The organism is Alteromonas sp. (genome assembly GCF_984505615.1).
Genome location: NZ_CFHOXV010000017.1, coordinates 47,782 through 69,025, shown reverse-complemented (window position 1 = coordinate 69,025; position 21,244 = coordinate 47,782). Strand labels below are relative to the sequence as shown.

Annotated in this window: 16 protein-coding genes, 1 tRNA gene and 1 pseudogene; 8 read left to right on the top strand and 10 right to left on the bottom strand. The window is 49.0% G+C overall.

Annotated features, from left to right (window positions below; genetic code table 11):
• Nucleotides 1–18: 18 nt before the first annotated feature.
• Complete coding sequence (locus AC4PME_RS11390) at nt 19–1,047, bottom strand: succinylglutamate desuccinylase/aspartoacylase family protein (RefSeq protein WP_119502606.1); 1,029 nt, start codon at nt 1,045–1,047, stop codon at nt 19–21.
• The gene (gene rimK, locus AC4PME_RS11385; protein ID WP_119502605.1) at nt 1,047–1,952 is read right to left on the bottom strand and encodes a 30S ribosomal protein S6--L-glutamate ligase; all 906 of its coding nucleotides are present in this window, start codon (nt 1,950–1,952) and stop codon (nt 1,047–1,049) included. The genes AC4PME_RS11390 and rimK overlap by 1 nt, the downstream gene beginning before the upstream one ends.
• 270 nt (nt 1,953–2,222) lie before the next feature.
• Between rimK and AC4PME_RS11380 the strand changes: the two genes are divergently transcribed.
• The gene (locus tag AC4PME_RS11380; protein WP_119502604.1) at nt 2,223–2,882 is read left to right on the top strand and encodes a mechanosensitive ion channel family protein; all 660 of its coding nucleotides are present in this window, start codon (nt 2,223–2,225) and stop codon (nt 2,880–2,882) included.
• 27 nt (nt 2,883–2,909) lie between these two features.
• Here AC4PME_RS11380 and AC4PME_RS11375 read toward each other — a convergent pair whose 3' ends face one another.
• Nucleotides 2,910–6,359 (bottom strand): PAS domain-containing hybrid sensor histidine kinase/response regulator, encoded by a 3,450-nt coding sequence (locus AC4PME_RS11375; RefSeq protein WP_119502603.1) that lies wholly within the window; start codon nt 6,357–6,359, stop codon nt 2,910–2,912.
• Between the two features lie 254 nt (nt 6,360–6,613).
• Here AC4PME_RS11375 and AC4PME_RS11370 point away from each other — a divergent pair, with 254 nt between their 5' ends.
• The 6 genes from AC4PME_RS11370 to AC4PME_RS11345 all read left to right on the top strand — a co-directional run bounded on the left by AC4PME_RS11370 (nt 6,614) and on the right by AC4PME_RS11345 (nt 13,788).
• Nucleotides 6,614–6,880 carry a DUF4212 domain-containing protein gene (locus AC4PME_RS11370; protein WP_119502602.1) on the top strand — a complete coding sequence of 89 codons (267 nt, stop codon included), beginning with the start codon at nt 6,614–6,616 and terminating at the stop codon, nt 6,878–6,880.
• Between the two features lie 4 nt (nt 6,881–6,884).
• Nucleotides 6,885–8,609 (top strand): sodium:solute symporter family protein, encoded by a 1,725-nt coding sequence (locus tag AC4PME_RS11365; protein WP_119502601.1) that lies wholly within the window; start codon nt 6,885–6,887, stop codon nt 8,607–8,609.
• Between the two features lie 83 nt (nt 8,610–8,692).
• Entirely contained in the window at nt 8,693–10,525 is a 1,833-nt protein-coding gene (locus tag AC4PME_RS11360; RefSeq protein WP_119502600.1) for a DUF294 nucleotidyltransferase-like domain-containing protein, read from the top strand.
• 2 nt (nt 10,526–10,527) lie between these two features.
• Nucleotides 10,528–11,202, top strand: a complete 675-nt coding sequence (locus AC4PME_RS11355; RefSeq protein ID WP_474867412.1) for a 3'-5' exonuclease — start codon at nt 10,528–10,530, stop codon at nt 11,200–11,202.
• Between the two features lie 88 nt (nt 11,203–11,290).
• Nucleotides 11,291–11,377, top strand: a tRNA-Leu gene (locus AC4PME_RS11350).
• 341 nt (nt 11,378–11,718) lie between these two features.
• Nucleotides 11,719–13,788, top strand: a complete 2,070-nt coding sequence (locus AC4PME_RS11345; protein WP_491046002.1) for an EAL domain-containing protein — start codon at nt 11,719–11,721, stop codon at nt 13,786–13,788.
• Between the two features lie 20 nt (nt 13,789–13,808).
• On the opposite strand, the gene AC4PME_RS11340 is transcribed toward AC4PME_RS11345, so the two are convergent.
• The 4 genes and pseudogenes from AC4PME_RS11340 to AC4PME_RS11325 all read right to left on the bottom strand — a co-directional run bounded on the left by AC4PME_RS11340 (nt 13,809) and on the right by AC4PME_RS11325 (nt 16,882).
• Entirely contained in the window at nt 13,809–14,156 is a 348-nt protein-coding gene (locus AC4PME_RS11340; protein ID WP_491046003.1) for an Hpt domain-containing protein, read from the bottom strand.
• Nucleotides 14,153–15,106, bottom strand: a complete 954-nt coding sequence (locus tag AC4PME_RS11335; RefSeq protein ID WP_491046004.1) for a GGDEF domain-containing response regulator — start codon at nt 15,104–15,106, stop codon at nt 14,153–14,155. The genes AC4PME_RS11340 and AC4PME_RS11335 overlap by 4 nt, the downstream gene beginning before the upstream one ends.
• A gap of 97 nt (nt 15,107–15,203) precedes the next feature.
• Nucleotides 15,204–15,859 (bottom strand): annotated as a pseudogene (gene grxB, locus AC4PME_RS11330) (glutaredoxin 2).
• 252 nt (nt 15,860–16,111) lie between these two features.
• Nucleotides 16,112–16,882, bottom strand: a complete 771-nt coding sequence (locus AC4PME_RS11325; protein WP_491046005.1) for a ParA family protein — start codon at nt 16,880–16,882, stop codon at nt 16,112–16,114.
• A 212-nt stretch (nt 16,883–17,094) separates the two neighbouring features.
• Between AC4PME_RS11325 and AC4PME_RS11320 the strand changes: the two genes are divergently transcribed.
• Entirely contained in the window at nt 17,095–18,255 is a 1,161-nt protein-coding gene (locus AC4PME_RS11320) for a tetratricopeptide repeat protein (RefSeq protein ID WP_491046006.1), read from the top strand.
• Here AC4PME_RS11320 and AC4PME_RS11315 read toward each other — a convergent pair.
• The 3 genes from AC4PME_RS11315 to udk form a co-directional block, all read right to left on the bottom strand.
• Nucleotides 18,252–19,091 (bottom strand): isopenicillin N synthase family dioxygenase, encoded by an 840-nt coding sequence (locus tag AC4PME_RS11315; RefSeq protein WP_119502593.1) that lies wholly within the window; start codon nt 19,089–19,091, stop codon nt 18,252–18,254. The two genes, AC4PME_RS11320 and AC4PME_RS11315, sit on opposite strands and share 4 nt — an antisense overlap.
• 194 nt (nt 19,092–19,285) lie before the next feature.
• On the bottom strand, nt 19,286–20,497 hold the full coding sequence (locus tag AC4PME_RS11310) for a NupC/NupG family nucleoside CNT transporter (RefSeq protein ID WP_119502592.1): 1,212 nt from the start codon (nt 20,495–20,497) through the stop codon (nt 19,286–19,288).
• 15 nt (nt 20,498–20,512) lie between these two features.
• On the bottom strand, nt 20,513–21,136 hold the full coding sequence (gene udk / locus AC4PME_RS11305) for a uridine kinase (protein WP_119502591.1): 624 nt from the start codon (nt 21,134–21,136) through the stop codon (nt 20,513–20,515).
• Nucleotides 21,137–21,244 lie beyond the last annotated feature (108 nt).

The following is a 21,244-nucleotide window of genomic DNA, read 5'->3' as shown; positions in this document are numbered from 1 at the left end:
CTAACAAAGGTAGTCAACCTATGGTTGGGATTGTTCGGTTGTTACCAGGTTATCCTGTAGTAATTCTACGTGTTCAGCCACCGTGTCAGGTTGTTTGAAGTAGCCGATGTGATAAATCGCTTCGCCTTCCTGCGCCAGCGGAATATTCTGCTTACCTACAATTACACCATCCATAGGACTGTACATAATTTCCAGTACCTCACCGAAAGGATTGGAAATCGTCGCCAGCTTGTCACCTTTAACAATATGGTCACCTAACTGGGCGATGTGATTCACCAGACCACTTTCCGGTGCCCGCACCCAGCCACTTTCCCTGGCAATAAAGCGCTTAATGTCGTGACCTTTACTGCGACTCTTGTTCAGCATGCCCACGTGGCGCATGGTGTTAATAATGCCTCTTACGCCTGCGCGGATAGAAAACTCGTCATAACGCAGTGCCTGGCCTGCCTCGTACAACAGAATCTTTACGCCATCTTCGCTGGCGGCCTGACGCAGACTGCCATCCCTCAAATCTGCGTTCAGTAATACCGGTACACCGAATGCTTTCGCCATTCCCAGTACTTCCGGATCGTCCAGGTTCGCGCGGATCTGCGGCAGGTTACTGCGGTGTATGGCACCGGTATGCAGGTCGATGCCGATATCACACTTGCTCACCACTTCTTTAAAAAAGAGGTTCGCCAGACGGCCTGCCAGAGAGCCTTTTTTGCTGCCGGGAAAGCTGCGGTTCAGATCTCTGCGGTCAGGCAGGTAACGCGACTGGTTCAGTACACCGTACACATTCACCATAGGCACAGCGATAAGTGTTCCGCGAAGCCTTTCAATCGCTTTGGAGTGAATAAGACGGCCTACAATTTCAATGCCATTCAGTTCATCACCGTGGATAGCCGCCGACACGAACATAGTCGGGCCGGGTCGTTTACCACGTTTTACATAGACCGGAATACTCATGTTGGTAGCGGTATAAAGCGGCGGCATTTCAAGCTCAATCTTTTTGCTTTCGCCGGGCAGAATACGCTGACCACCAATTTCCAGTGCTTTTTCTGCCATTAACCTTTACCTCGTGTACGGGTGTTGCCCGGTTTTGCTGATTTGGCAATAAAGTCGATAATCATGCCCGCCACATCTTTTTTGGTGGCGGCTTCAATACCTTCCAGACCCGGTGACGAGTTTACTTCCATCACCACCGGACCGTGGTTAGAGCGGAGAATATCTACACCACAGCAATTCAGACCCATGGTCTTTGCCGCTGCAATAGCCGTTTTTCTTTCTTCCGGTGACAAGCGCACCAGACTGGCTGAGCCGCCCCGGTGCAGGTTAGAGCGGAATTCACCGGGTGCCGCCTGGCGTTTCATGGCCGCAACCACTTTATCACCGACAACGAAACAGCGGATATCAGAGCCACCGGCTTCTTTAATATATTCCTGGATCAGAATGCTGGCATTCAAACCCATAAAGGCCTCAATGATTGACTCTGCGGCTTTCTGGGTTTCCCCCAGTACCACGCCAATACCCTGAGTACCTTCCAGTAGTTTAATCACCACCGGTGCGCCACCCACGTTTTTAATCAGATCTTCAATGTTATCCGGATGATGGGCGAAGCCTGTACGTGGCAAACCAATGCCTTTACGGGATAACAGCTGCAATGAACGTAATTTGTCCCGCGAACGGCTGATAGCAACCGATTCGTTAATACTGTAAGTCCCCATCATTTCGAACTGACGGACAACAGAGGTGCCGTAGAAACTGACGGATGCACCGATACGGGGTATTACCGCGTCATAGAACGGCAACCGCTTACCTTTGTACCTTACTGAAGGCCTGGCACTGGTAATATCCATGTAGCAGTGCATGGTGTCGATAATATCGACTTCATGGCCTTTCTCTCTGCCTGCTTCCAGTAGCCGGCGGGTGGAGTAAAGTTTAGGATTGCGGGACAGAATTGCGATACGCATAATTTTTATTACACCTGTAATGGTAGAATAAGGGCTGCTGCATCCGGCGAACAGGTGCGGATGAAAACACAGACAGACCAAAGCTTTAGTTAATAATATAATACGAACCGGACATAAGAGGTGATATAATTTTGCCTCTTTGTGATTTTCATTTTTTGTCGTGTCGATAATTCAGTATAGGGTACCCGGTCAGGGGTTGTCCGGTTTACTTTTTTTCCGGTTTTTGTGCCCGCGAAAACGCGACAATTAACATCTGTTCAGGAACTTACCATGCAGTGGTTGGAACAAGTGACGCGCTGGCTGGAAACTTACCAGACCAACGTGATTTGGACAGCGGTCATGCTGTTGCTTTATTTGCTGATGACCCGTTTTGCCATCCCCCGTCTCGAAAAGAATGTAGAAAAGAGTAAACTCAAATCTTCCAGTGCGCTGAAAGGGTTGTTTACTGCCAGAATTTTAAGTGCCACTGTCACCCTGGCGTTAATACTGATTGCCTGGGGTGTGGATATTTCCGGCCTGCTGGTGCTGTCTACGTCAATTCTTACCTTACTGGGTGTCGCCCTTTTCGCGAACTGGTCGCTGATCAGTAACGTTACCGCATACTTTATTCTGCTGACGAATGTGACATACCGGCGGGGGAATTATGTGCGTATTCTCGATGGCGACAACTTCATTGAAGGTTACATAGCCGACATCAATCTGTTCAACACCCGTCTGGTCACGCAGGATCGCGAAACGGTGCTGTATCCGAATAACCTGATCCTTACCCGGCCTGTTCTGGTTAATCCGAAGGGGCGCTGGGGAACATTAGGCAAGGTCACTGCCGCTAACGGTACGAACGTGCAATCAGCAGACAGCCAGACGCCGGTACAGCCTGTTCCGGCCACTTCACCCGTTCAGGGCGAGAGGCAAACCCCGCCCAAAGCGTAAATTTCTTCTCCGGAGCCAGCCGGCAATCTACTGCTGCCGTGGCTCCCTGCGGTTATCTTTTATATGCCGGGTCAAACTTTGTAATAACGCTCTCAGTTTGGCTGGTTTTAAAGGCTTGGTGAGGTAGTTCACGCCCTGTTCTTTACACTGTGCAATCAGACTTTCTTCATGATTAGCCGTGACCAGTGATGCCGGCACGACGATATCCAGATGCCGGCGGATAGCCTCAATCAGATCAAGCCCGTTCTGGCCCGGCCCTAACTGATAATCCATTAACAGAATTTGCGGTGAGAATATATCTGCCTGACGTATTGCGTCGTCCCAGTTATTTGCCAGCACGACTGTGACTCCCCATTTTTCCAGTAAGGTTTGAAGCGCATCCAGGTTCTCCTGCTGATCATCTACGCACAATACACGGACCCCTCTGAAGGTTGAAGAGCGGCTCAGCTTGGCGGGATCAGTCTGACGGCGGGGCGACGCACGGCCCATGGTCAGGGTGAAACAACTGCCTTTGCCCGGCACAGAAGACACCTGAATCTTGCTTTGCATTTGCTGACTGAGGCGGCGGACTACCCCCAGACCCAGGCCAACACCGTGTTCTGCGGATTCGTGGGTACGGTAAAAGTCACTGAAAATCATGCCCTGTTGCTCAGACGAGATACCGATACCCGTGTCTCTTACTTCAATCAGCACACGATCACCCCTGGGGCGCACGGTGAGCAGTACCTTACCGGATTCTGTATACTTCACTGCATTTGACAGCAAGTTTTGCACAATACGGTACAAGAAGGTTTTGTCGCCGAGTACCCAGCAGTCCCGGATCCTGGCCCGTAACTGGAGACCTTTTTCCCTGGCCCGCATACCCATTTCGTCAGTCAACTGCGACAACAAGGCAGGCAGGTGTACGGCTTCCACAGAAGGTTTCAGCTCCCCCTGGTCCAGACGGGATATGTCGAGCAGGGTGCCGATAAGCGCTTCACTGGAAGTGACAGAGTGATTCAGCTTCGTAACGATATCTTTCACCGGTGCAGAAAGTTCAGCTTCTTCCAGCGCGGTCACATAAAGCTTCGCTGCATTCAGTGGCTGCAGAACATCATGACTGGCCAGCGCCAGAAAACGGGTTTTGCTGGCGTTAGCATCTTCTGCCGCTTTTCTTGCGCGGATAAGTTCTTTTTCTGCTTCTGAGCGGCGCTCTATTTCCAGTCTCAATTCGGCATTGATGGAGTGCACTTCTTCCGTACGCTTTTTAATTCTGGCTTCCAGGTTGATGTTCGACTCTTCCAGCGCCTGCTGAATTTCGATGTGACCGGTGATGTCATTGAAACTGGTTACAAAGCCGCCACCGGGTAACGGGTTGCCGACCATTTCAATTACACGGCCATCACTGCGCTGGCGGGTAAACCGGTGAGGCGTACCGGAGCGTAAATGTTCCAGCCGTTTTTCTATCTGGATTTCCACATCACCGGCACCGAACTCCCCTTTTTCTGCGTTATACCGCACCAGCTTTTCAATCGGCGTACCCACTGCCAGCATGCCGTCAGGATAATTATATAAAGCGGTATAGCGTTTATTCCAGGCAACCAGATTCAGGTGCTTGTCTATCACACTGATCCCCTGGTCCATATTCTCCAGCGAAGTGAGAAGGGCAGTCATGTTGAACTGCATTGCCTGAGTCGTATCGTCGAAGAAGTTAATGATTTCGGTGAAATCCAGCTTCTTTCCTTTCAGGATGGAGTCGATTAACGCTTTAGCACTGGATGCACCGATTACACCGCCTAGTGCCCGTTCGGAAAAGGCCATAAAAGATTCATCGGGCGTTTCGGCACGGTTAATTTTGCAGTGGTTCAGTTGCTGATATTCTTCCACCAGTTGCTCACAGCGGCCGCTGCCCATAAACGTGGACAGCAGAGTAATGAGGTCAGCGATTGTCACATGGGTGTTGTGCCGGCGGTTCGATGCCGTTCTGTTATCTGCCGGAGAAACGAAAGCTTCCGCCTGGATCCGGTCAACTAATCTTGCAGGGGCAAAAAGCGAGAAGCCGATGTAGGCAGCAAAATTTGCAGCCAGGCTGATTAGTGCTCCCTGGCTGATTTGTTCGTTTTGCTGCAATGTGGTCGCGCTGTCATTCACCAGCGGCAGCACCAGCCACAGCACCCAGGTAACCAGTCCGGCAACCAGACCGGCATACACACCGTGAGCATGAGCACGTTTCCAGTAAAGCCCGCCAACAATGGCCGGAATGAGCTGGATCACCAGTGAAAAGGCAATCAGACCGATGGAGTGCAGCGAACGGCTGTTGGTCATTTGCTGGTGGTACAGAAAAGCCAGCAACAGAATAAGGCCAATGACAATACGCCGGATCAGCCGGATGCGCCGGCCATAATCCTTGTTGCCCGGATTACTGTGTTTGGTTAGCAGAACCCGCGGCAGGATCACGTCGTTAGTCAGCATGGTACTTAAGGTCAGTGTGGCGACAATGATCATGGCGGTGGCGGCCGACAGCCCGCCAATAAAGACAATGATCTGCAACAGCGCTGACTCCGAGTAAATTGCCATGCTCAGTACATAGGTATCGGGCTCCACATTCTGCCCTGCAAATATGGCATTACCAGCAATGGCGATGACCGGAATGACTGCGGCAGTGATCCCCAGATACAGGGGAAAAAGCCAGCGTGCTGTTTTCAGGTGCCCCAGGCTCAGGTTATCTATAATTGCCACGTGAAACTGTCTTGGCAGGCACACTACCGCCGCGGCGGCCATGATTGTCTGGGATATAAAGGAGTAAGAGCCGAACTGCGACAGGGCTTCGTCGCTGAAAAAGGTATTGAACTGCTCAGGATTATCAGTGGCTTGCCAGGCGCTGTAACCCACAATGGCCACCAGCACCAGCGCGGTCAGTTTGATACTGGATTCGAACGAAATGGCCAGCATCAACCCACGGCGGTACTCTGTGACATCGGTTTGTTTTGTGCCGAAATAAATCGCAAAGATCGCGATAAACAGGGTCGCCACAATAATGATGAAGTGGCTGTTCGGTTGCTGCGTAAGTAGCTGAAATGTTGAACCGATGGCCTTAAGTTGCAGCGCGATATAAGGAATGGTCGCCAGCAGTGCGATGAGTGTTACCAGCAGCGCCACACCCTGACGTTTGCCGTAGCGCGAGGCAATAAAGTCGGCAATGGTATTGATGTGCTGCTTTTTGCTGACCAGTGTCATTTTATAAATAAACTTGTAGCCCAGCACGTAAACCAGTACCGGCCCTAAAAGAATAGGCAGATATATCCAGGTGTCACGACTGGCAGATCCGACCGCACCAAAGAACGTCCAGGCGGTGCAGTAAATGGCCAGGGCAAGGGAGTAAATTGCGGGATGGGAAGTCAGCCAGCGTGCGGTGGGTGAGTTTTTGTCTCCCCAACTGGCAATATAAAAGAGAAAAAACAGATAAACCAGTGCAAGTGAAACCCAGGCGAATGTCATGGTTTTTATATACATCCTTTTAACATGTCTGTATGTATTATACTCACTCTATAATCCTCCTACCTACGACCATGGTCTCATTCCTCGAAAGCCAAGCCGCGACTAGAGTATAGAAAAAGCGAGACGCGACAGGGTTTTTGCGTGGTTTTTGACAAAAGTAAACAGAAAAAAGATTACTGAGGCCACACAAAAATCCGGTCGTTAGATAAATGTAAAAATAAAACATCCACTTAACCTGACATGAGGACGGAAAGATGGCATTTAGAAATGAAGACGACAAGCAGGCGTACTGGAAGGAGAACCTCTCCCTCCTCGCCAAATTGTTGGTGATTTGGTTTGCTGTGTCATTTGGCGCAGGCATCATTTTTGCCGATGCACTTAACCAGATCCAATTCTTTGGATTCAAACTGGGCTTCTGGTTTGCACAACAAGGTTCCATTTATGTATTCGTAGTACTTATTTTTGTTTATATGGCAAAGATGAATGCACTGGATAAAAAATACGGCGTAGACGAGGAGTAGGCCCATGGATGTTCAATTACTGACCTTTATCATCGTCGGCGCATCTTTCGCCCTGTATATCGCCATTGCGATTTGGGCCCGTGCCGGTTCAACTAACGACTTTTACGTAGCAGGTGGTGGTGTACCCCCTGTCATGAATGGTATGGCGACAGCCGCTGACTGGATGTCTGCTGCCTCATTCATTTCCATGGCCGGTTTGATTTCCTTTATGGGATACGACGGTGCCGTTTACCTGATGGGCTGGACCGGTGGATACGTACTGCTGGCACTTTGTTTAGCACCTTACCTGCGTAAATTCGGTAAGTTCACTGTACCGGATTTCATCGGTGACCGCTACTACTCGCAGACTGCCCGTACCGTGGCGGTATTCTGTGCCATCTTTGTTTGCTTTACTTATGTCGCAGGCCAGATGCGCGGCGTGGGTGTGGTATTCAGCCGCTTCCTCGAAGTAGATATCGTAACCGGCGTGGTTATTGGTATGGCAATAGTATTCTTCTACACCGTACTGGGTGGAATGAAAGGCATTACCTATACACAGGTTGCTCAGTACTGCGTTCTGATTTTCGCTTACCTTGTACCTTGTGTGTTCATCTCCATGATGGTTACCGGTCATATCCTGCCACAAACTGCATTTGGCGCCACACTGGCCGACGGGTCGGGGATGTATATGCTGGAGAAACTCGATAGTCTCTCGGTGGAACTGGGCTTTAATGAGTATACCAGCGGCACTAAGAGTACCATTGATGTGTTCTTTATCACCTTCGCCCTGATGGTAGGTACAGCCGGTCTGCCACACGTTATCGTTCGTTTCTTCACCGTACCTAAAGTACGTGATGCCCGTAAATCAGCTGGCTGGGCGCTGCTGTTCATCGCCATCCTGTATACCACTGCGCCGGCACTGGCTTCCTTCGGTCGTGTAAACATGATTGAAACCATCAACGGCCCTGATATGGCGGGTACTGATTATGCTGAGGCTCCGGCGTGGATTAAGAACTGGGAAAAAACCGGCCTGATCACCTTTAAAGATAAAAACGGTGACGGCAAAATGTTCTATGCAGCGGGTAGCATTGATGATCCGGCCAGCAAGAACGAAGTGAATGTTGACCGTGACATCATGGTACTGGCTAACCCTGAAATTGCGAATCTGCCGGCATGGGTTATCGCCCTGGTTGCTGCTGGTGGGGTAGCTGCGGCGCTGTCTACCTCTGCGGGTCTGTTGCTGGTAATTTCCACTTCAGTGTCCCACGATCTGTTGAAACGTAACTTTGCACCGAATATTACCGATAAGGCTGAGCTGTTCTATGCCCGTCTGGCTGCCGGTGTGGCGATTGCAATTGCCGGTTACTTCGGTATTAATCCGCCGGGCTTCGTAGCACAGGTGGTCGCCTTTGCCTTCGGCCTTGCTGCCTCCAGTTTCTTCCCTGCTATTATTATGGGTATCTTCAGCAAGCGCATGAATGGTGCAGGGGCAATCTCTGGTATGGTAGCGGGTATTGCGTTCACTGCGGCTTATATCATCTACTTCAAGTTTGTGAATCCGGCAGCGAATACGGCTGATAACTGGTGGTTCGGTATTTCACCCGAAGGGATCGGTACGCTGGGTATGATTGTTAACTTCGTGGTTGCCTTCGTTGTCTTCAAGATGACCGGTGAAGCGCCTGAAGAAATCCAGCAAATGGTAGAGGATATCCGTTATCCGAAAGGTGCAGGTGAAGCGTCAGCGCACTAAAACCTGTTGCACTTAACTACTGACGACAGAAACTGTAAAGCTCACCCTCAGCGGTGAGCTTTATTCTTTTTGAGGATTAAACAATGAGCGTTGTGCCACAACAAGTCACAGACTTTCTGAAAACCTCTGCACCTTTTGACCAGTTGAATGAAGAAGAGATGATTCATCTGGCGAAACAAGCCAGCCTGATTTACCTCACTGCTGACAACACAGAGACGTTGCTGAAAGAAAATGAAGGGCGGTTGTTTCTGATCCAGAATGGTCAGTTTTCGGTGAAAGACGCAGAGCAGAGTGAACGTCACCTCAGCGAGGGAGACTATTTCGGTTATCCCAAATTGCTGGATAACATAGATTACCCCTTGTCGGTAAAAGTCGATAAACCCGGGCTGGTGTATTGTTTCACCGCCGCTGCGTTTCATCGTGTCCTGAGTTTCCCTGCGATTGCTGATTTCTTTCACGGTACCCGTACCGGTGCATTGCAAAATCAGGCTGTCGTGGAATCTAACTCCATGTGGCTCTACAAGGCACTGCATGAGGTCATTGAACATGAGCCTGTTCAGGCGGCAGAATCTGTGAGTATTCAGCAGGCCGCGCAAATCATGTCGGAAAACAAGGTGTCTTCTTTGCTGATCACCCGTGACGAAAAGCTGGTGGGCATTGTAACCGACAGAGATCTCCGCAACCGTGTAGTGGCAAAAGGCGCTGATATTTCCCTGTCTGTCGCTGACATTATGACAGCCACGCCGGCCATGATTCATCAGTACCGGACCATGTTCGATGCTATGGCACTGATGAGTGAACGTAATATCCATCACCTGCCGGTGGTGGACAGGAACAGCCGTAAACCGCTGGGAATGATTACCGCATCAGATATTGTCCGTCACCAGCGGGGTAACGTGCTTTACATCATCGGTGAATTGTCGAAAGCCGATAACCTCTATGAACTCACCCGCCTGTCCTGGCAGATGCCACACTACTTTGCCACCCATGCAAAACGGCCCGGTGACTTCGATATTGCCGGTAAAGTATTGTCTCAGGCAACGGATATTATGACCCGCAAACTGATACATTATTACCAGCGGGAACACGGACCGGCACCGTTGCGATACAGTTGGGTGGTGTATGGTTCCCAGGCCCGTGAAGATCAAACAATGGGCTCAGACCAGGATAATGGTCTGTTACTGGAAACCACGCCGACTGACAGCCAGGCAGACTACTTTGCCGGCATGGCGGATTATGTGTGCAATGGTCTGGCGAAGTGCGGTATCAAGTTATGTGACGGCAATATCATGGCATCGAATCCGGAATTGCGTTTGTCACTGGCACAGGCTGAGAAGGAAGCCGGTGAATGGGTCAGGCAACCAACGCCTAAAGCGATTATGCATTTCAATATTTTTCTGGATGCCCGCTGTGCTGCGGGAGACGCAGAGCTGTTCAGAAAGATGCAACTTGTCAGAGCGCCGCTTTTGAAGCAAAAGATGTTTCTGGCTGCGCTGGCGCGTCACAATAATGATATTTCCGTCCCTCTCTCGATGTTTCAAAAATTTGTTTACGAGAAAGGTTACGAAGAAAAGGATGTGATTGATTTGAAGGTTAAGGCCATCGCAATCATCAATAATCTTGCCCGCATTTATGCGCTGGCAAACGGCTTAACCATGCCCTCTACACTGGCACGGCTGGCGGCATTGCCGTCAGGTTCCGGATTATCGACTAAAGATGCCCAAAATCTCCGGGATATCTGGCTGTTTCTGAACCGTCTGCGCTGGCGTCATCAGTTGTCCGGCAATGTCACAGACAACCGGGTATCAGTCTCTTCATTGTCATCCATAGAAAAGCATCAGCTTAAAGCCGCGTTTAAGGCTATCGACAGAGCGCAGCAGGGTGCGGTGATGAATTTCTCCGGAGGCATGAGCTGACCATGCTGAGTATGTTAAAGCGCTGGCTGGCAGGAGCCCCGCCACTGCCGGAAGGCTGGGCGGAGAAGTCGCTGGCAACGCTGCCGTTGCTGGCCGTTGATCTGGAACTGACATCACTGGATGTCCGTGAAGCGCAAATTACCTCTGCCGGCTGGGTAGAAGGACGGGGAAGTCACATAGATATCAGCCGTTGCTTTTATTCAGTTGTCAGAACCCGTGCGGATCTTGCCCAAAGCCCGGTCATCCACGGTCTTACCGGTGCCGACATAGCGCAGGGGGCGCATATTAAAGAGGTACTGGAGCAACTGGTCGGTTATGCCGGAACGCATCTGTGGGTATGTCACAACGCTAATCTGGATTTAAGCGTGTTACAGGCGGCGTTGTCGGCTCAGCAAATCTCCTGTCCGCCGGTGGTGGTACTGGATACGTTAAAGCTGGCAGTCTATCAACTTAAAAAGCACCATGAAGTACTGCCGCCAAACAGTGCAACGTTAACGGTTTGCCGGCAGCGCCTGGGGTTGCCTGCTGCACCAGCTCACAATGCGCTGGATGATGCCATGGCAACCTTGCAACTCTGGTTTGCGCAAAATCAGGTGCTGAATGGCGGGAAAGTAGTCAGTGTTGGCGATTTACTGCACACTCAGGCCATTTCTTGCAAAAAAATGGAAAAAAACTGAATTTGTTGATTGACAAAGACACCGAACATCCGTAAATTGCGCATCCACAACGAGACGGGGCAAACGCCCGATACACAAAGTCTCTTATGCCCAGGTGGTGAAATTGGTAGACACGCTAGCTTCAGGTGCTAGTGCTCTAACGGGCGTGGCGGTTCAAGTCCGCCCCTGGGCACCATTCTTTTTATACTCTTCTGTAGTAAACTTCAAAGCAGTACAATCTATTCTATATTCTCAGCAAGCTGCTGTTATTCTGAATATTCATTATTTCTTTGTTTTAGTTATTTTTTTGGCTGTTTCAGTGCAAATTGCTTATAAACTTATTATTTTCATCCTTTTGCTCTGTTAGCGGAAACGCTTGATTCCGCGCTGTATTATTAGACTAAAGTGTAGTTTTTCGTCATGTTGGTCATAACAACTTATCGAAAACTATACTTTATAAAAATGTCATATCGGTAAAATTATTGACATTAACCAATGGGTTATTGGATTTATAAATAGTTAGCAATTTTACCGGTAATGGTCAGCAGAACTCCTTCTTCACTACATTCAGCACTCTTTTCACTGCATCTGTATAAGTATGCCTTTTCCGGCCTCGCTTTTATCAGTCTGATGCTGGTGACGTTCAGCTATTCGCCATTTAATCTGGTGATTGAAGATGTGCTTGCAAATGGAAGCGTGGTAGATGTTGCCGGCTACCGGGAAGAAAGTCAGTTTGAAAAAACGAAATCAGGTTATGTTCTCGATTGTTCTGTGTCTGAGCCAAGGTTATTTGAATTATGTGGTTTGAAATTCAAATACACCGGTGCAGATAACACGTTATCACTGCCTTCATATGCGAATCTGGACGAAGTTGAAGTAGATGCATTCATTGAGTCAGATAACCCGGGGGCACAGCACCGGGCCGGTGTGACATTTATTTCTCTGAGGGATGACGTTGAGTACGACGAAAACGATCTCAGTACCAAGCGCTTTCAGTCCGTTTATTTTTTACCTGATGACGGTGTACAGCTCATCAACCGTGATCGTATCGTGGTGGATGCCTGGTGGGAAAAGCTCTATCAGGTACCCTACGACATCGCGGCAAGTGATTTGTCTGCGGTGGCCAGTATTTTGGTGTCGGTTGAAACGTTGAATCAACTGGATCCAGGACGCTATAAACTGTATCTCAATAGTTTGTTGTTAAAACGTCACATCATTACACCTGCATCGGTGAATTTGTTTCTCGCATTAATATGGCCGGCGGTAATGCTGGTTTTTCTGTGTCACTTTGTCGTCGTCAAGCGGGTAGAGATGCAAAAGCTCCAGCTGCTCGCAGACAGAGACCCCGACTCTGGATTTATTAATCTGAATGGTCTTAAGCGACTTTATCCGGGTAAGTTAAACACTCCGCTGACCATAGTGAATATCAGAGTGAGAAATTACCTTGCCCTGCAACGGGAATTTTCAAAGGAAACGGTCACATCACTGATCAAAGCCACATTTGGTCCTTTCACTCAGGATAAGCACCGTGAGGCGTTTCTGGTCCGGAAGCAGGATGAGAATATCCTGCTGGTGCTGAAGGATTTCGACGAGGCTTTCTTTGGTAATTTAATCTCGGCTTCCCAGAAAGGGGTGAATATTCCTTCTCTGGGGCATTTAAGACTGGATGTAAAGCTGGGGATTGCCCGTGGTGAGAGAGGAATGACTGTTGATGAGTTACTCGCTCAGACGACCATTGCCATCGACGCGATCATGGACAACGAACCCGGCTATAAAATTTATCAGCCTGAACTTAAGAAAGAATATCGTCAGGCGAGATTTGTTGAGCAGGAACTGCGGATCGCACTGGCGAACAAAGCCTTTCATCTGGTATTTATGCCTGTTTACGACAGTGAGGAAAACCGGATTGCCGGTGCAGAAGTGTTGTTACGGACGTCCCACTTGCCCCTTAAGAGCTTTTCTCCCGAAGTTTATATCAGAGTGGCTGAGAAGGCCGGACTCATTCGTGAAATAGACTTCTGGGTGCTTGAGCAGGCTATTCTGGCATTGCAGAAGATCCAGCAGCCGGATTTTGTCTTATCGGTAAACATTTCTTCAAAAGAGCTGATGGATACCCGGTTTGCGGAAGAACTCAGCAGGCTGATTGACCAGTATCACGTCAGGCCTGGCAGTCTGTGTCTGGAAGTCACAGAAACCTTTTTTATTGATGTAAATACCATCTGTTTTGAGTCTATTCAGGCCATCCGCAATCTTGGTGTTAAGTTATCGCTGGATGACTTCGGTACTGGTCATGCTTCTCTTCAACATTTGCTGAATATGCCGGTGAATGAAATTAAAATCGACCGCAGTTTTGTGTGGACGCTGGAGAGTGAGAAAAGTGCGGTGATTGTGGATGCTATCGTGTCGATTGCCCGCATATGTCAGTATGACGTAGTTGCAGAAGGGGTGGAGACTGCAGAGCAGCTGGATAAACTTATTGCATTGGGTTGCCGTTATTTCCAGGGTTACCTGATTGCAAAACCGGACTCACTGGATGCACTGTTGCGCTTTTGTCATGAAGTACGGCATAGCCCTGCGATGATTCAGAAAATAAGGGCTACCGGTTAGCGGTATCCTGATGCCGTAATTCAGGCGGCGGGGTTACCGGGAGCCGTTATGTTCAGTATGCGCCTGATTTCCGCAATCACATCTTCAATTTGATCTGCAGTGACATGCTCCGGCGCTGTTTTCAGGGTCTGATCAATTTGCTGCAGGGTGTAGAACAGTCTGGTGGCACCCACTTCTCCGGCAGATCCTTTCAGTGAATGCAGTGCAAGATGCTGATCTGCTATCTGGTCTTGCGGCAGTGTTTCCAGCATGGTCAGCATCTCTCCGGCCTGCTCAGTAAACATGACCAGCACTTTGTTATACAGGCTGTGATTATTTGCCAGCCGCGATAATGCGGTTTCTTTATCTAATACCGGAAAGTCATTCATCCTGCACCTACCTGTGATTCTCCGTCCGGACCGACAAACGCATAGGAGTTACGGCCGTTTTCTTTTGCCAGATATAAACATTTATCGGCCGCAAGCATGGTTTCATCAATCATGTCTGCAGAATTCGGGTGATAAGTTGCAGCACCGGCACTGACGGTTAAAAAACCGGAAGGAGACAGGGCGTGAGCAATATGCTCAGTACTCACTGTCTGAAGTATGCGCTCACATACTGTTTGCGCGCCTTCTTCATGGGTGCCCGGCAGGATAATCAGGAATTCCTCACCACCAACCCGTATTAATCTGTCCATCGGTCTTAGCAGTGAACCTTTTAAAGCCTTGGCAATTTTCCACAAGCAGGTGTCACCTTCAATGTGACCATACTTGTCGTTGTACTGCTTGAATAAATCGATATCGAAAATCGCAATCGAGAGCGGTGTGCCTGTGCGGTCGGACTCTCTGACAATATCCGGTAAGCTCTCTTCAAGATAATGCCTGTTAAAGCAGCCTGTTAGCCTGTCGGTATAAATAAGCTGCTCAAGCAGGTCAGTTTTTAGTTTATGGGCCAGGTGAGACTTTACGCGATTTATCAGTGTGGTGGCATTAACCGGCTTTTGCACAAAATCCACACCACCGGCATTCCAGCACTTTTCCTGCTCCTCATCGGACACTGAAGCAGTAACAAATACGACGGGAATGTGCTGGGTTTTGGGGTTGTTAGCCAGTTGACGGCACGCTTCGTGGCCATCCATATCTGGCATAAACACATCCATAAGGATTAAATCAGGCAGGGTTCTGCTGCAAAACTCCAGGGCTTCTTCTGCACTGGCAACAGAGTCACAACGGGCCACATTCTCCAGCAACGTCGACATGACCAGACGACTTGACGCCTGGTCATCAACGATAAGAACATGACAATCTGCCAGTGAGCGGGAAGTCGACCGGATTACCACCTGATTACTCCTTTAGTTGTACTCATTCGACCACTATAAATGCCACATTAACGGCAAGCCAAATTTAAGTACAACTTTTTTATTTTCTCTGAACGGATTATTTAGCTAAATCCGTGTACAACTTTATATCTGTAAGCTCTGCCACCGCAGCAACATACTGTGCCAGTTCATCGGGCATCGCCAAATCTTCTACCATTGTCAGGTTTCTTAAAACCGGGAAATAAAGATATCATTCCATCCCAACTGGTTCATTTGCTGAGCCGGCAAAGGGGGGGCAGGCATATCTGCCAGTGCCACTTCTACTGCCTTTTTATACTGCTCTGTATTATCAAAAGCCTCTTCAAATGACATACCGAGGGACTTCTCTTTCTTCTTCCTGAAATACTCGCGGGCTTCTTCTGTTGCAAACTCCGGCTGCTCAATCATGACATTGCGGGGAAACAGCAGCGCGTTTATTTCAAACGAAACGGATTCCAGGTGTTTGGTATATTTTTCCGGTTCTGTCTTCGGTAACAACTTTTTCCCCGCAGGAGCCTTTTCTATCAGCTTTTCCACAATATCCAGGCTTTCACCCATGGCCGTGCCGTCGTCAAATTCCAGAATAGGAACCATTTTTGCGCCGATGAGTTTGTGACAGGTCGCTTCATCATCGTTAAGCAAATACGACTTTTTATGCTCTATGCCCAGATAGTTAGCTGTCATGTCTGCGCGGACACAATAGGGGCAGTGCAGGTACTGATGTAATGTAGGCATTGTTACTCCGTAATCCGGTAGTTAATTGTAGGCTATATTGAGAATGATACTTCTTTAAGTTTGATTTTTCTGTCAATACACGGCAAACACGCGGCTATTCGACGTGATACCGTATATTAATTAATACTACTACCGGTATTTACGGGCAGCACAGAAAAAAGTTCGCCGTCCCGGAAGGGCTGACGATAAGCAGGAACAGATAGCGTCGTCAGCCGTATAAAGAAGAAAAGCGACGGGCAGGGGGCAACCCGGTCAGCGTTTTCCTTCCAGTTCCTGCCACAATGCAGCCAGTTGTTGACTGACTTTATGTGAAGGCGCGAGGTACGGAAGCGGAACACGTTTAGAATGGGATTCTTTCACTTTAACTGTACTGTTAATTTTGCTGTCCAGCACAGGTAAGGATTTCTCTTTGAGTGAAGCAATCAGTTCTCCCGGTAACTTTGCCTGCGGGTTAAACTGATTAATGATGATACCCTCCAGTTCCAGCTCCGGATTATGATCGGTACGCAATTCCAGAACGTTGTCGAGCAGACGGTCGATGGCCTGAACAGAGAAGTCATCGCAGTCAAAAGGGATAATGAAGCTGTCTGCAGCAATTAATGCAGCCTTGGAATAGAAGTTGAAATTGGGCGGCGTATCAATGTACACGCGGTCAAAATCTTCCTCCAGCGTTGCCAGTGTTTCCTTCAGCTTAAACATCTTATAGCGGGTTTCGAGTTCCCGCTCCAGCTCGGTAAGGCTGGGATGGGCGGGTAAGACAGACAAGTTTTCAAATGCTGTTGGTCTGACAAAAGCCGATGGCGGCTGAGGTTTGGAAAACCAGCCAACAACCTGTTTAAACATATCTGCAACAGTGAGGCTGTCATCGTTTACATCCACCCCGCAGTAATGCGTACTGTTTCCCTGGGCATCTAAATCGACCAGCAGCGTTCTGAGCCCGTTTCTGGCACTTTCCGCGGCTAAATTAGCACTGATAGTCGACTTTCCCACGCCCCCTTTCTGATTGAACACGACACGTTTCATTAGATCTCCGGTGAGATTTCGACTGTAAGGTTAAAATATGTCCGATTTTGGTCACTGTTGTAAAGGGATCAGCGGTTCACATTGAAAATAATCAGGGTTACCGGTGAGATTTCCTGCTCTGCGATGAACGGTTGAATATCTAGTGTGAATTAAATGTAAAATAATTGTTATAGGCTATACTTTAGTCACGCCAATTGAGCAGGGGTGACGATATGAAGCAGATTCGACTTTTAACCGGTATGCTGTTTGTTGTCCTTATGTCCGGCTGTGCATCATTACCGGAATCCTTTACCGCCAGCGAATTGCCCCTCAACGATGACGTCTTCACTCAGTACCATGAGTATACGCCGGAATCCGCAGACGAAATCTTTAAGCTTGATGCCGCTGCCAGAGAATTTGTCGACAATTCACAGTCACCTTTATCTGGCGACGGAGACAATCTTAAGAATTTGATCCGACAAATCTTCGATGGCGGAGAACTGGGGATCCGCTATATCACCAATGCGAACACTATCGCTTCTGAGACATTTGCGAACCGTGCCGCGAATTGCCTGTCGCTGACTATCATGGCGAAAGCCATGGCGGATTATGCCGGGTTTAATGCAGTATTCTACGAAGTGGATATTCCCGAATACTGGACCCGCCGCAGCGGAGTGAATTTACTCAATGGTCATATTAATTTGCGGGTATCCGTTGCGGACACGCTGAGAAAGAACCAGATTTCATCGCATTTCATCGATGTGGACTTTGATCCGCAGACCATCCGCTCCCATTTCCCCCGTAATGCCATAAGCAAAGAGAAAATCACAGCTATGTTTTATAACAACAAAGGTGCTGATGCTTTGCTCAACAATGACGACATAAAGGCCTATGCGTATTTACGTGCAGCTGCTTTGCTTTATCCTGAGTTCGGTTCCACATGGGTGAACCTCGGGGTGTTGTACCGGCGCCACGGATTACTGGACAGCGCCCGTGAAAGCTATGAGCTGGCACTGAAGCTCGACAGTGAAAATTTAACCGCCTGGGAAAACCTGGCGTTACTGCATGAACTCGAAGGTCGCACAGCGCAAGCCAGAGACATTGCCAGGAGTGTGCGTAATAAACGGGAAAGTAACCCTTTCTATCACTTCATCCTGGGTGAAGAGGCGCTGGATTTCGGTGATGCGGAGCAGGCGCTTATCCATTACAACCGGGCCCGCAGGCTGGATAACAGCCGCCATGAAATTTTCTTCGGAATGGGGAAGGCGCACTACGAGCTGGGCAATATAGATCGCGCAGCTGACTTCATGAAGCTGGCGGCTAAGCATGCGCAAAGCCGCCAGGATGAATATCGTTACATGAGTAAGCTGTCTGACTTACAAAGCGCCCGTTAAATAACGCCAAGCTCTCTGAGACGTTCCTGCAAATAGGAGTGTGCAGTATGTCTTTCTGACAACACTACATCAGGGCGCGGGTGAAGGAACAGGGGTAATGAAATCCGTGACTTAGTCATGTCCGTTCCGGCAGGATTAATCACCCTGTGAGTGGTTGACGGGAAATAATGCCCTGATGCTTCCTGCAACATATCGCCGATGTTGACGATAAGGTTACCAAAGTCACAGGGTACATCAATCCAGCTGCCATCTTTACCTTTAACCTGTAAACCCGGCTCGTTCGCGGCGGGCAAAATGGTGATAAGGTTAATGTCTTCATGGGCTGCCGCACGGATAGCATCCGGTTCTTCATCACCCTGGAACGGCGGATAGTGCAGAACCCGTAGCAGGGTCTGATCGCTGTCTTTGATCATATTCGACAAAGGCTGACTGTACAGTTTACTGACTTCAGCCGGCGAATGCTTCTCAATCCAGCCCAGTAACTCTTCTGCCAGCGTGTTTGCTTTTGCATAGTATTCCGCCAGCTGAGGACGCAACGCTTGCGGGCACTGACCCCAGGGATAGAAGTGGAAGTACTCTTTAATATCTTTTTTGGTAAATCCTTTTGCTACTTCAGATACGCTTTGCGGGAAGAATCCGTCCTGAGTCCCTTTGTTGTAGACGTAATTATTCTTTTCTTCGCTGTCGAAGAATGTTTGCCAGGACTGATAAATGCCGGTCACCATTGCCTGGCTGATTGGGTGATTTTTCAGTACGCCAAATCCTGTCTCACGGAGGGATTCTACGAATGCTTCCTGTGCACCGGGAGCCTGATAGTCAACAGCTTCTAATTGCATAACGATACCTTAATTAAATGACCGCAGAATTATAGGGAATCCCGCGTCTTCGTAAAAGTAACGGCCTTTGATATACGTCAATTACCGTTAGGTTAAGTGGTCAGTTTTCGTTACAAAGCTGACCATTTAGTCTGGTTTCTCTGGTTAAAAAAGTGAGCCGCGCTCACTTTTTTACGGTTCCGGGTGTATCCGGCTCAGCCAAGCGAGAGATAAAAGCCGGCTAGTGATGCACTCATCAGGTTCGACAGTGTTGCGGCGAAAACCGCTTTCAGACCCAGTTGTGCAATTTCTTTACGGCGGGTGGGTGCCATTGCACCGATGCCTCCCATGAGAATAGCAATGGAGGAGAAATTCGCGAATCCGCACAGGGCAAAGGTGATAATTGCCTGAGATACTTCGGATAGTTCACTCTGATGCTTAAGGAAGTCGAGGTATGCCACGAATTCGTTCACCACAAACTTCTGACCGATGAAACTGCCTGCCAGACGGGCTTCTTCCCAGGGAACACCGATAATCCATGCCAGCGGCTGTAATAAGTAGCCTAAAATGCCCTGGAAGGTCACGTCTTCATAGCCAAACAATGTGCCTGTCCAGCCGATAAGGCCATTCAGCATGGCGATAAGTGCCACGAATGCCAGCAACATAGCACCTACGTTCAGTGCCAGTTGCAAGCCTGATGCAGCACCGCTGGCAGCCGCGTCGAACACGTTAGCATAGCCGGTTTCAGACGCATCGATTTCTTCCAGTCCGTCCTTTGCTTTCTCAGTTTCCGGCAACATGATTTTTGCCATCAACAGGCCGCCGGGAGCCGCCATGAAGCTGGCCGCCAACAGGTATTTAAGCTCCACACCCATGCCGGCATAACCCGCCATGACCGAGCCGGCAATAGACGCCAGGCCGCCAACCATAACAGCGAATAACTCAGATTTTGTCATGTGGGGAATAAACGGACGTACTACCAGAGGGGCTTCGGTCTGGCCGACAAAAATGTTAGCCGCGGCGGACATAGACTCAGGACGACTGGTACCCAGGACCTTTTGTAAGAAGCCGCCAATGAGTTTGATGACCCAGCTCATCACACCGAGGTAATACAAGACGGCAATTAATGATGAGAAGAAGATGATGACCGGCAGCACGTTGAAGGCGAAAATGAAGCCGAGGGATTTGTCACCGACCACGCCGAAAACAAAATTAATGCCTTCCTGACTGTAGCCGATGATGTTGCCGACGAAGTCAGTCATACTGAGCAGTAATTGAATGCCCGGCTCAAAATAAAGAATAAATGCGCCGATCAATGCCTGAATCGCGAATGCTCCGCCCACTGTGCGCCAGTTAATATTCCGGCGTGCAGAGGACAATAAGAATGCAATTCCGGGCAATAGCAGTATGCCCAGTAAACTCACCATAATGACGTTCCTTTGTTATTGTAATGCCTGTTGTATATGTGACTTGATCACATCCAGGGCGATTTGGTTTTTGCCACCTTGTGTAACGACGACATCTGCTGTGAACCTGCTTGGTTCGATAAACTGATGGTACATCGGTTTTACCGTTGATTCGTATTGCTTGGCAATGGATTCAAGGGTACGGCCACGCTCTTTAACATCACGCATCATGCGGCGCATAAGGCAAATGTCGAGCGGTGTGTCGATGAAGATTTTTACATCGTAGTGAGGTAATAACTCTGGTCTTGCCAGCAGCATAATACCTTCAAGAATGATCACCGGAGCCGGATTCAGACGCTCTGTTTCCGGTAAACGTGTATGAGTTTTAAAGCAATAGTGCGGGTAATCAATGGGTTCGCCATTGCGCAACGCCTGCAGGTGCGCTTTCAGCAATTCGTGTTCGAATGCATTAGGGTGATCGTAGTTATTCTTCTCCCGCGCTTCCATTGGCAGGTGGTCCTGCGCACGGTAGTAGTGATCTTCCCGTAATATTTGTACTGGGCGACCTTGCGCACTGAAGGCATTTAACAGATTTTTAGTAAAAAGTGATTTCCCGGAGCCCGAAGCTCCGGATATAGCGATAATTAATGGCGACTGCATAACTCTGGACGGCTGATATTCCTCCTGCAAAGATACGCATTTGGCCCTCGCGAATCAACGTATAATTCACGATCAGTCAAAAAGTGGTTCAGTCTTTGCAGACCGGAC

Bases quoted from the DNA above. Each gene is read 5' to 3' on its own strand.
- AC4PME_RS11390 (WP_119502606.1), bottom strand. From the start codon at position 1,047: ATGGCAGAAAAAGCACTGGAAATTGGTGGTCAGCGTATTCTGCCCGGC.
- rimK (WP_119502605.1), bottom strand. From the start codon at position 1,952: ATGCGTATCGCAATTCTGTCCCGCAATCCTAAACTTTACTCCACCCGC.
- AC4PME_RS11380 (WP_119502604.1), top strand. From the start codon at position 2,223: ATGCAGTGGTTGGAACAAGTGACGCGCTGGCTGGAAACTTACCAGACC.
- AC4PME_RS11375 (WP_119502603.1), bottom strand. From the start codon at position 6,359: ATGACATTCGCCTGGGTTTCACTTGCACTGGTTTATCTGTTTTTTCTC.
- AC4PME_RS11370 (WP_119502602.1), top strand. From the start codon at position 6,614: ATGGCATTTAGAAATGAAGACGACAAGCAGGCGTACTGGAAGGAGAAC.
- AC4PME_RS11365 (WP_119502601.1), top strand. From the start codon at position 6,885: ATGGATGTTCAATTACTGACCTTTATCATCGTCGGCGCATCTTTCGCC.
- AC4PME_RS11360 (WP_119502600.1), top strand. From the start codon at position 8,693: ATGAGCGTTGTGCCACAACAAGTCACAGACTTTCTGAAAACCTCTGCA.
- AC4PME_RS11355 (WP_474867412.1), top strand. From the start codon at position 10,528: ATGCTGAGTATGTTAAAGCGCTGGCTGGCAGGAGCCCCGCCACTGCCG.
- AC4PME_RS11345 (WP_491046002.1), top strand. From the start codon at position 11,719: ATGGTCAGCAGAACTCCTTCTTCACTACATTCAGCACTCTTTTCACTG.
- AC4PME_RS11340 (WP_491046003.1), bottom strand. From the start codon at position 14,156: ATGAATGACTTTCCGGTATTAGATAAAGAAACCGCATTATCGCGGCTG.
- AC4PME_RS11325 (WP_491046005.1), bottom strand. From the start codon at position 16,882: ATGAAACGTGTCGTGTTCAATCAGAAAGGGGGCGTGGGAAAGTCGACT.
- AC4PME_RS11320 (WP_491046006.1), top strand. From the start codon at position 17,095: ATGAAGCAGATTCGACTTTTAACCGGTATGCTGTTTGTTGTCCTTATG.
- AC4PME_RS11315 (WP_119502593.1), bottom strand. From the start codon at position 19,091: ATGCAATTAGAAGCTGTTGACTATCAGGCTCCCGGTGCACAGGAAGCA.
- AC4PME_RS11310 (WP_119502592.1), bottom strand. From the start codon at position 20,497: ATGGTGAGTTTACTGGGCATACTGCTATTGCCCGGAATTGCATTCTTA.
- udk (WP_119502591.1), bottom strand. From the start codon at position 21,136: ATGCAGTCGCCATTAATTATCGCTATATCCGGAGCTTCGGGCTCCGGG.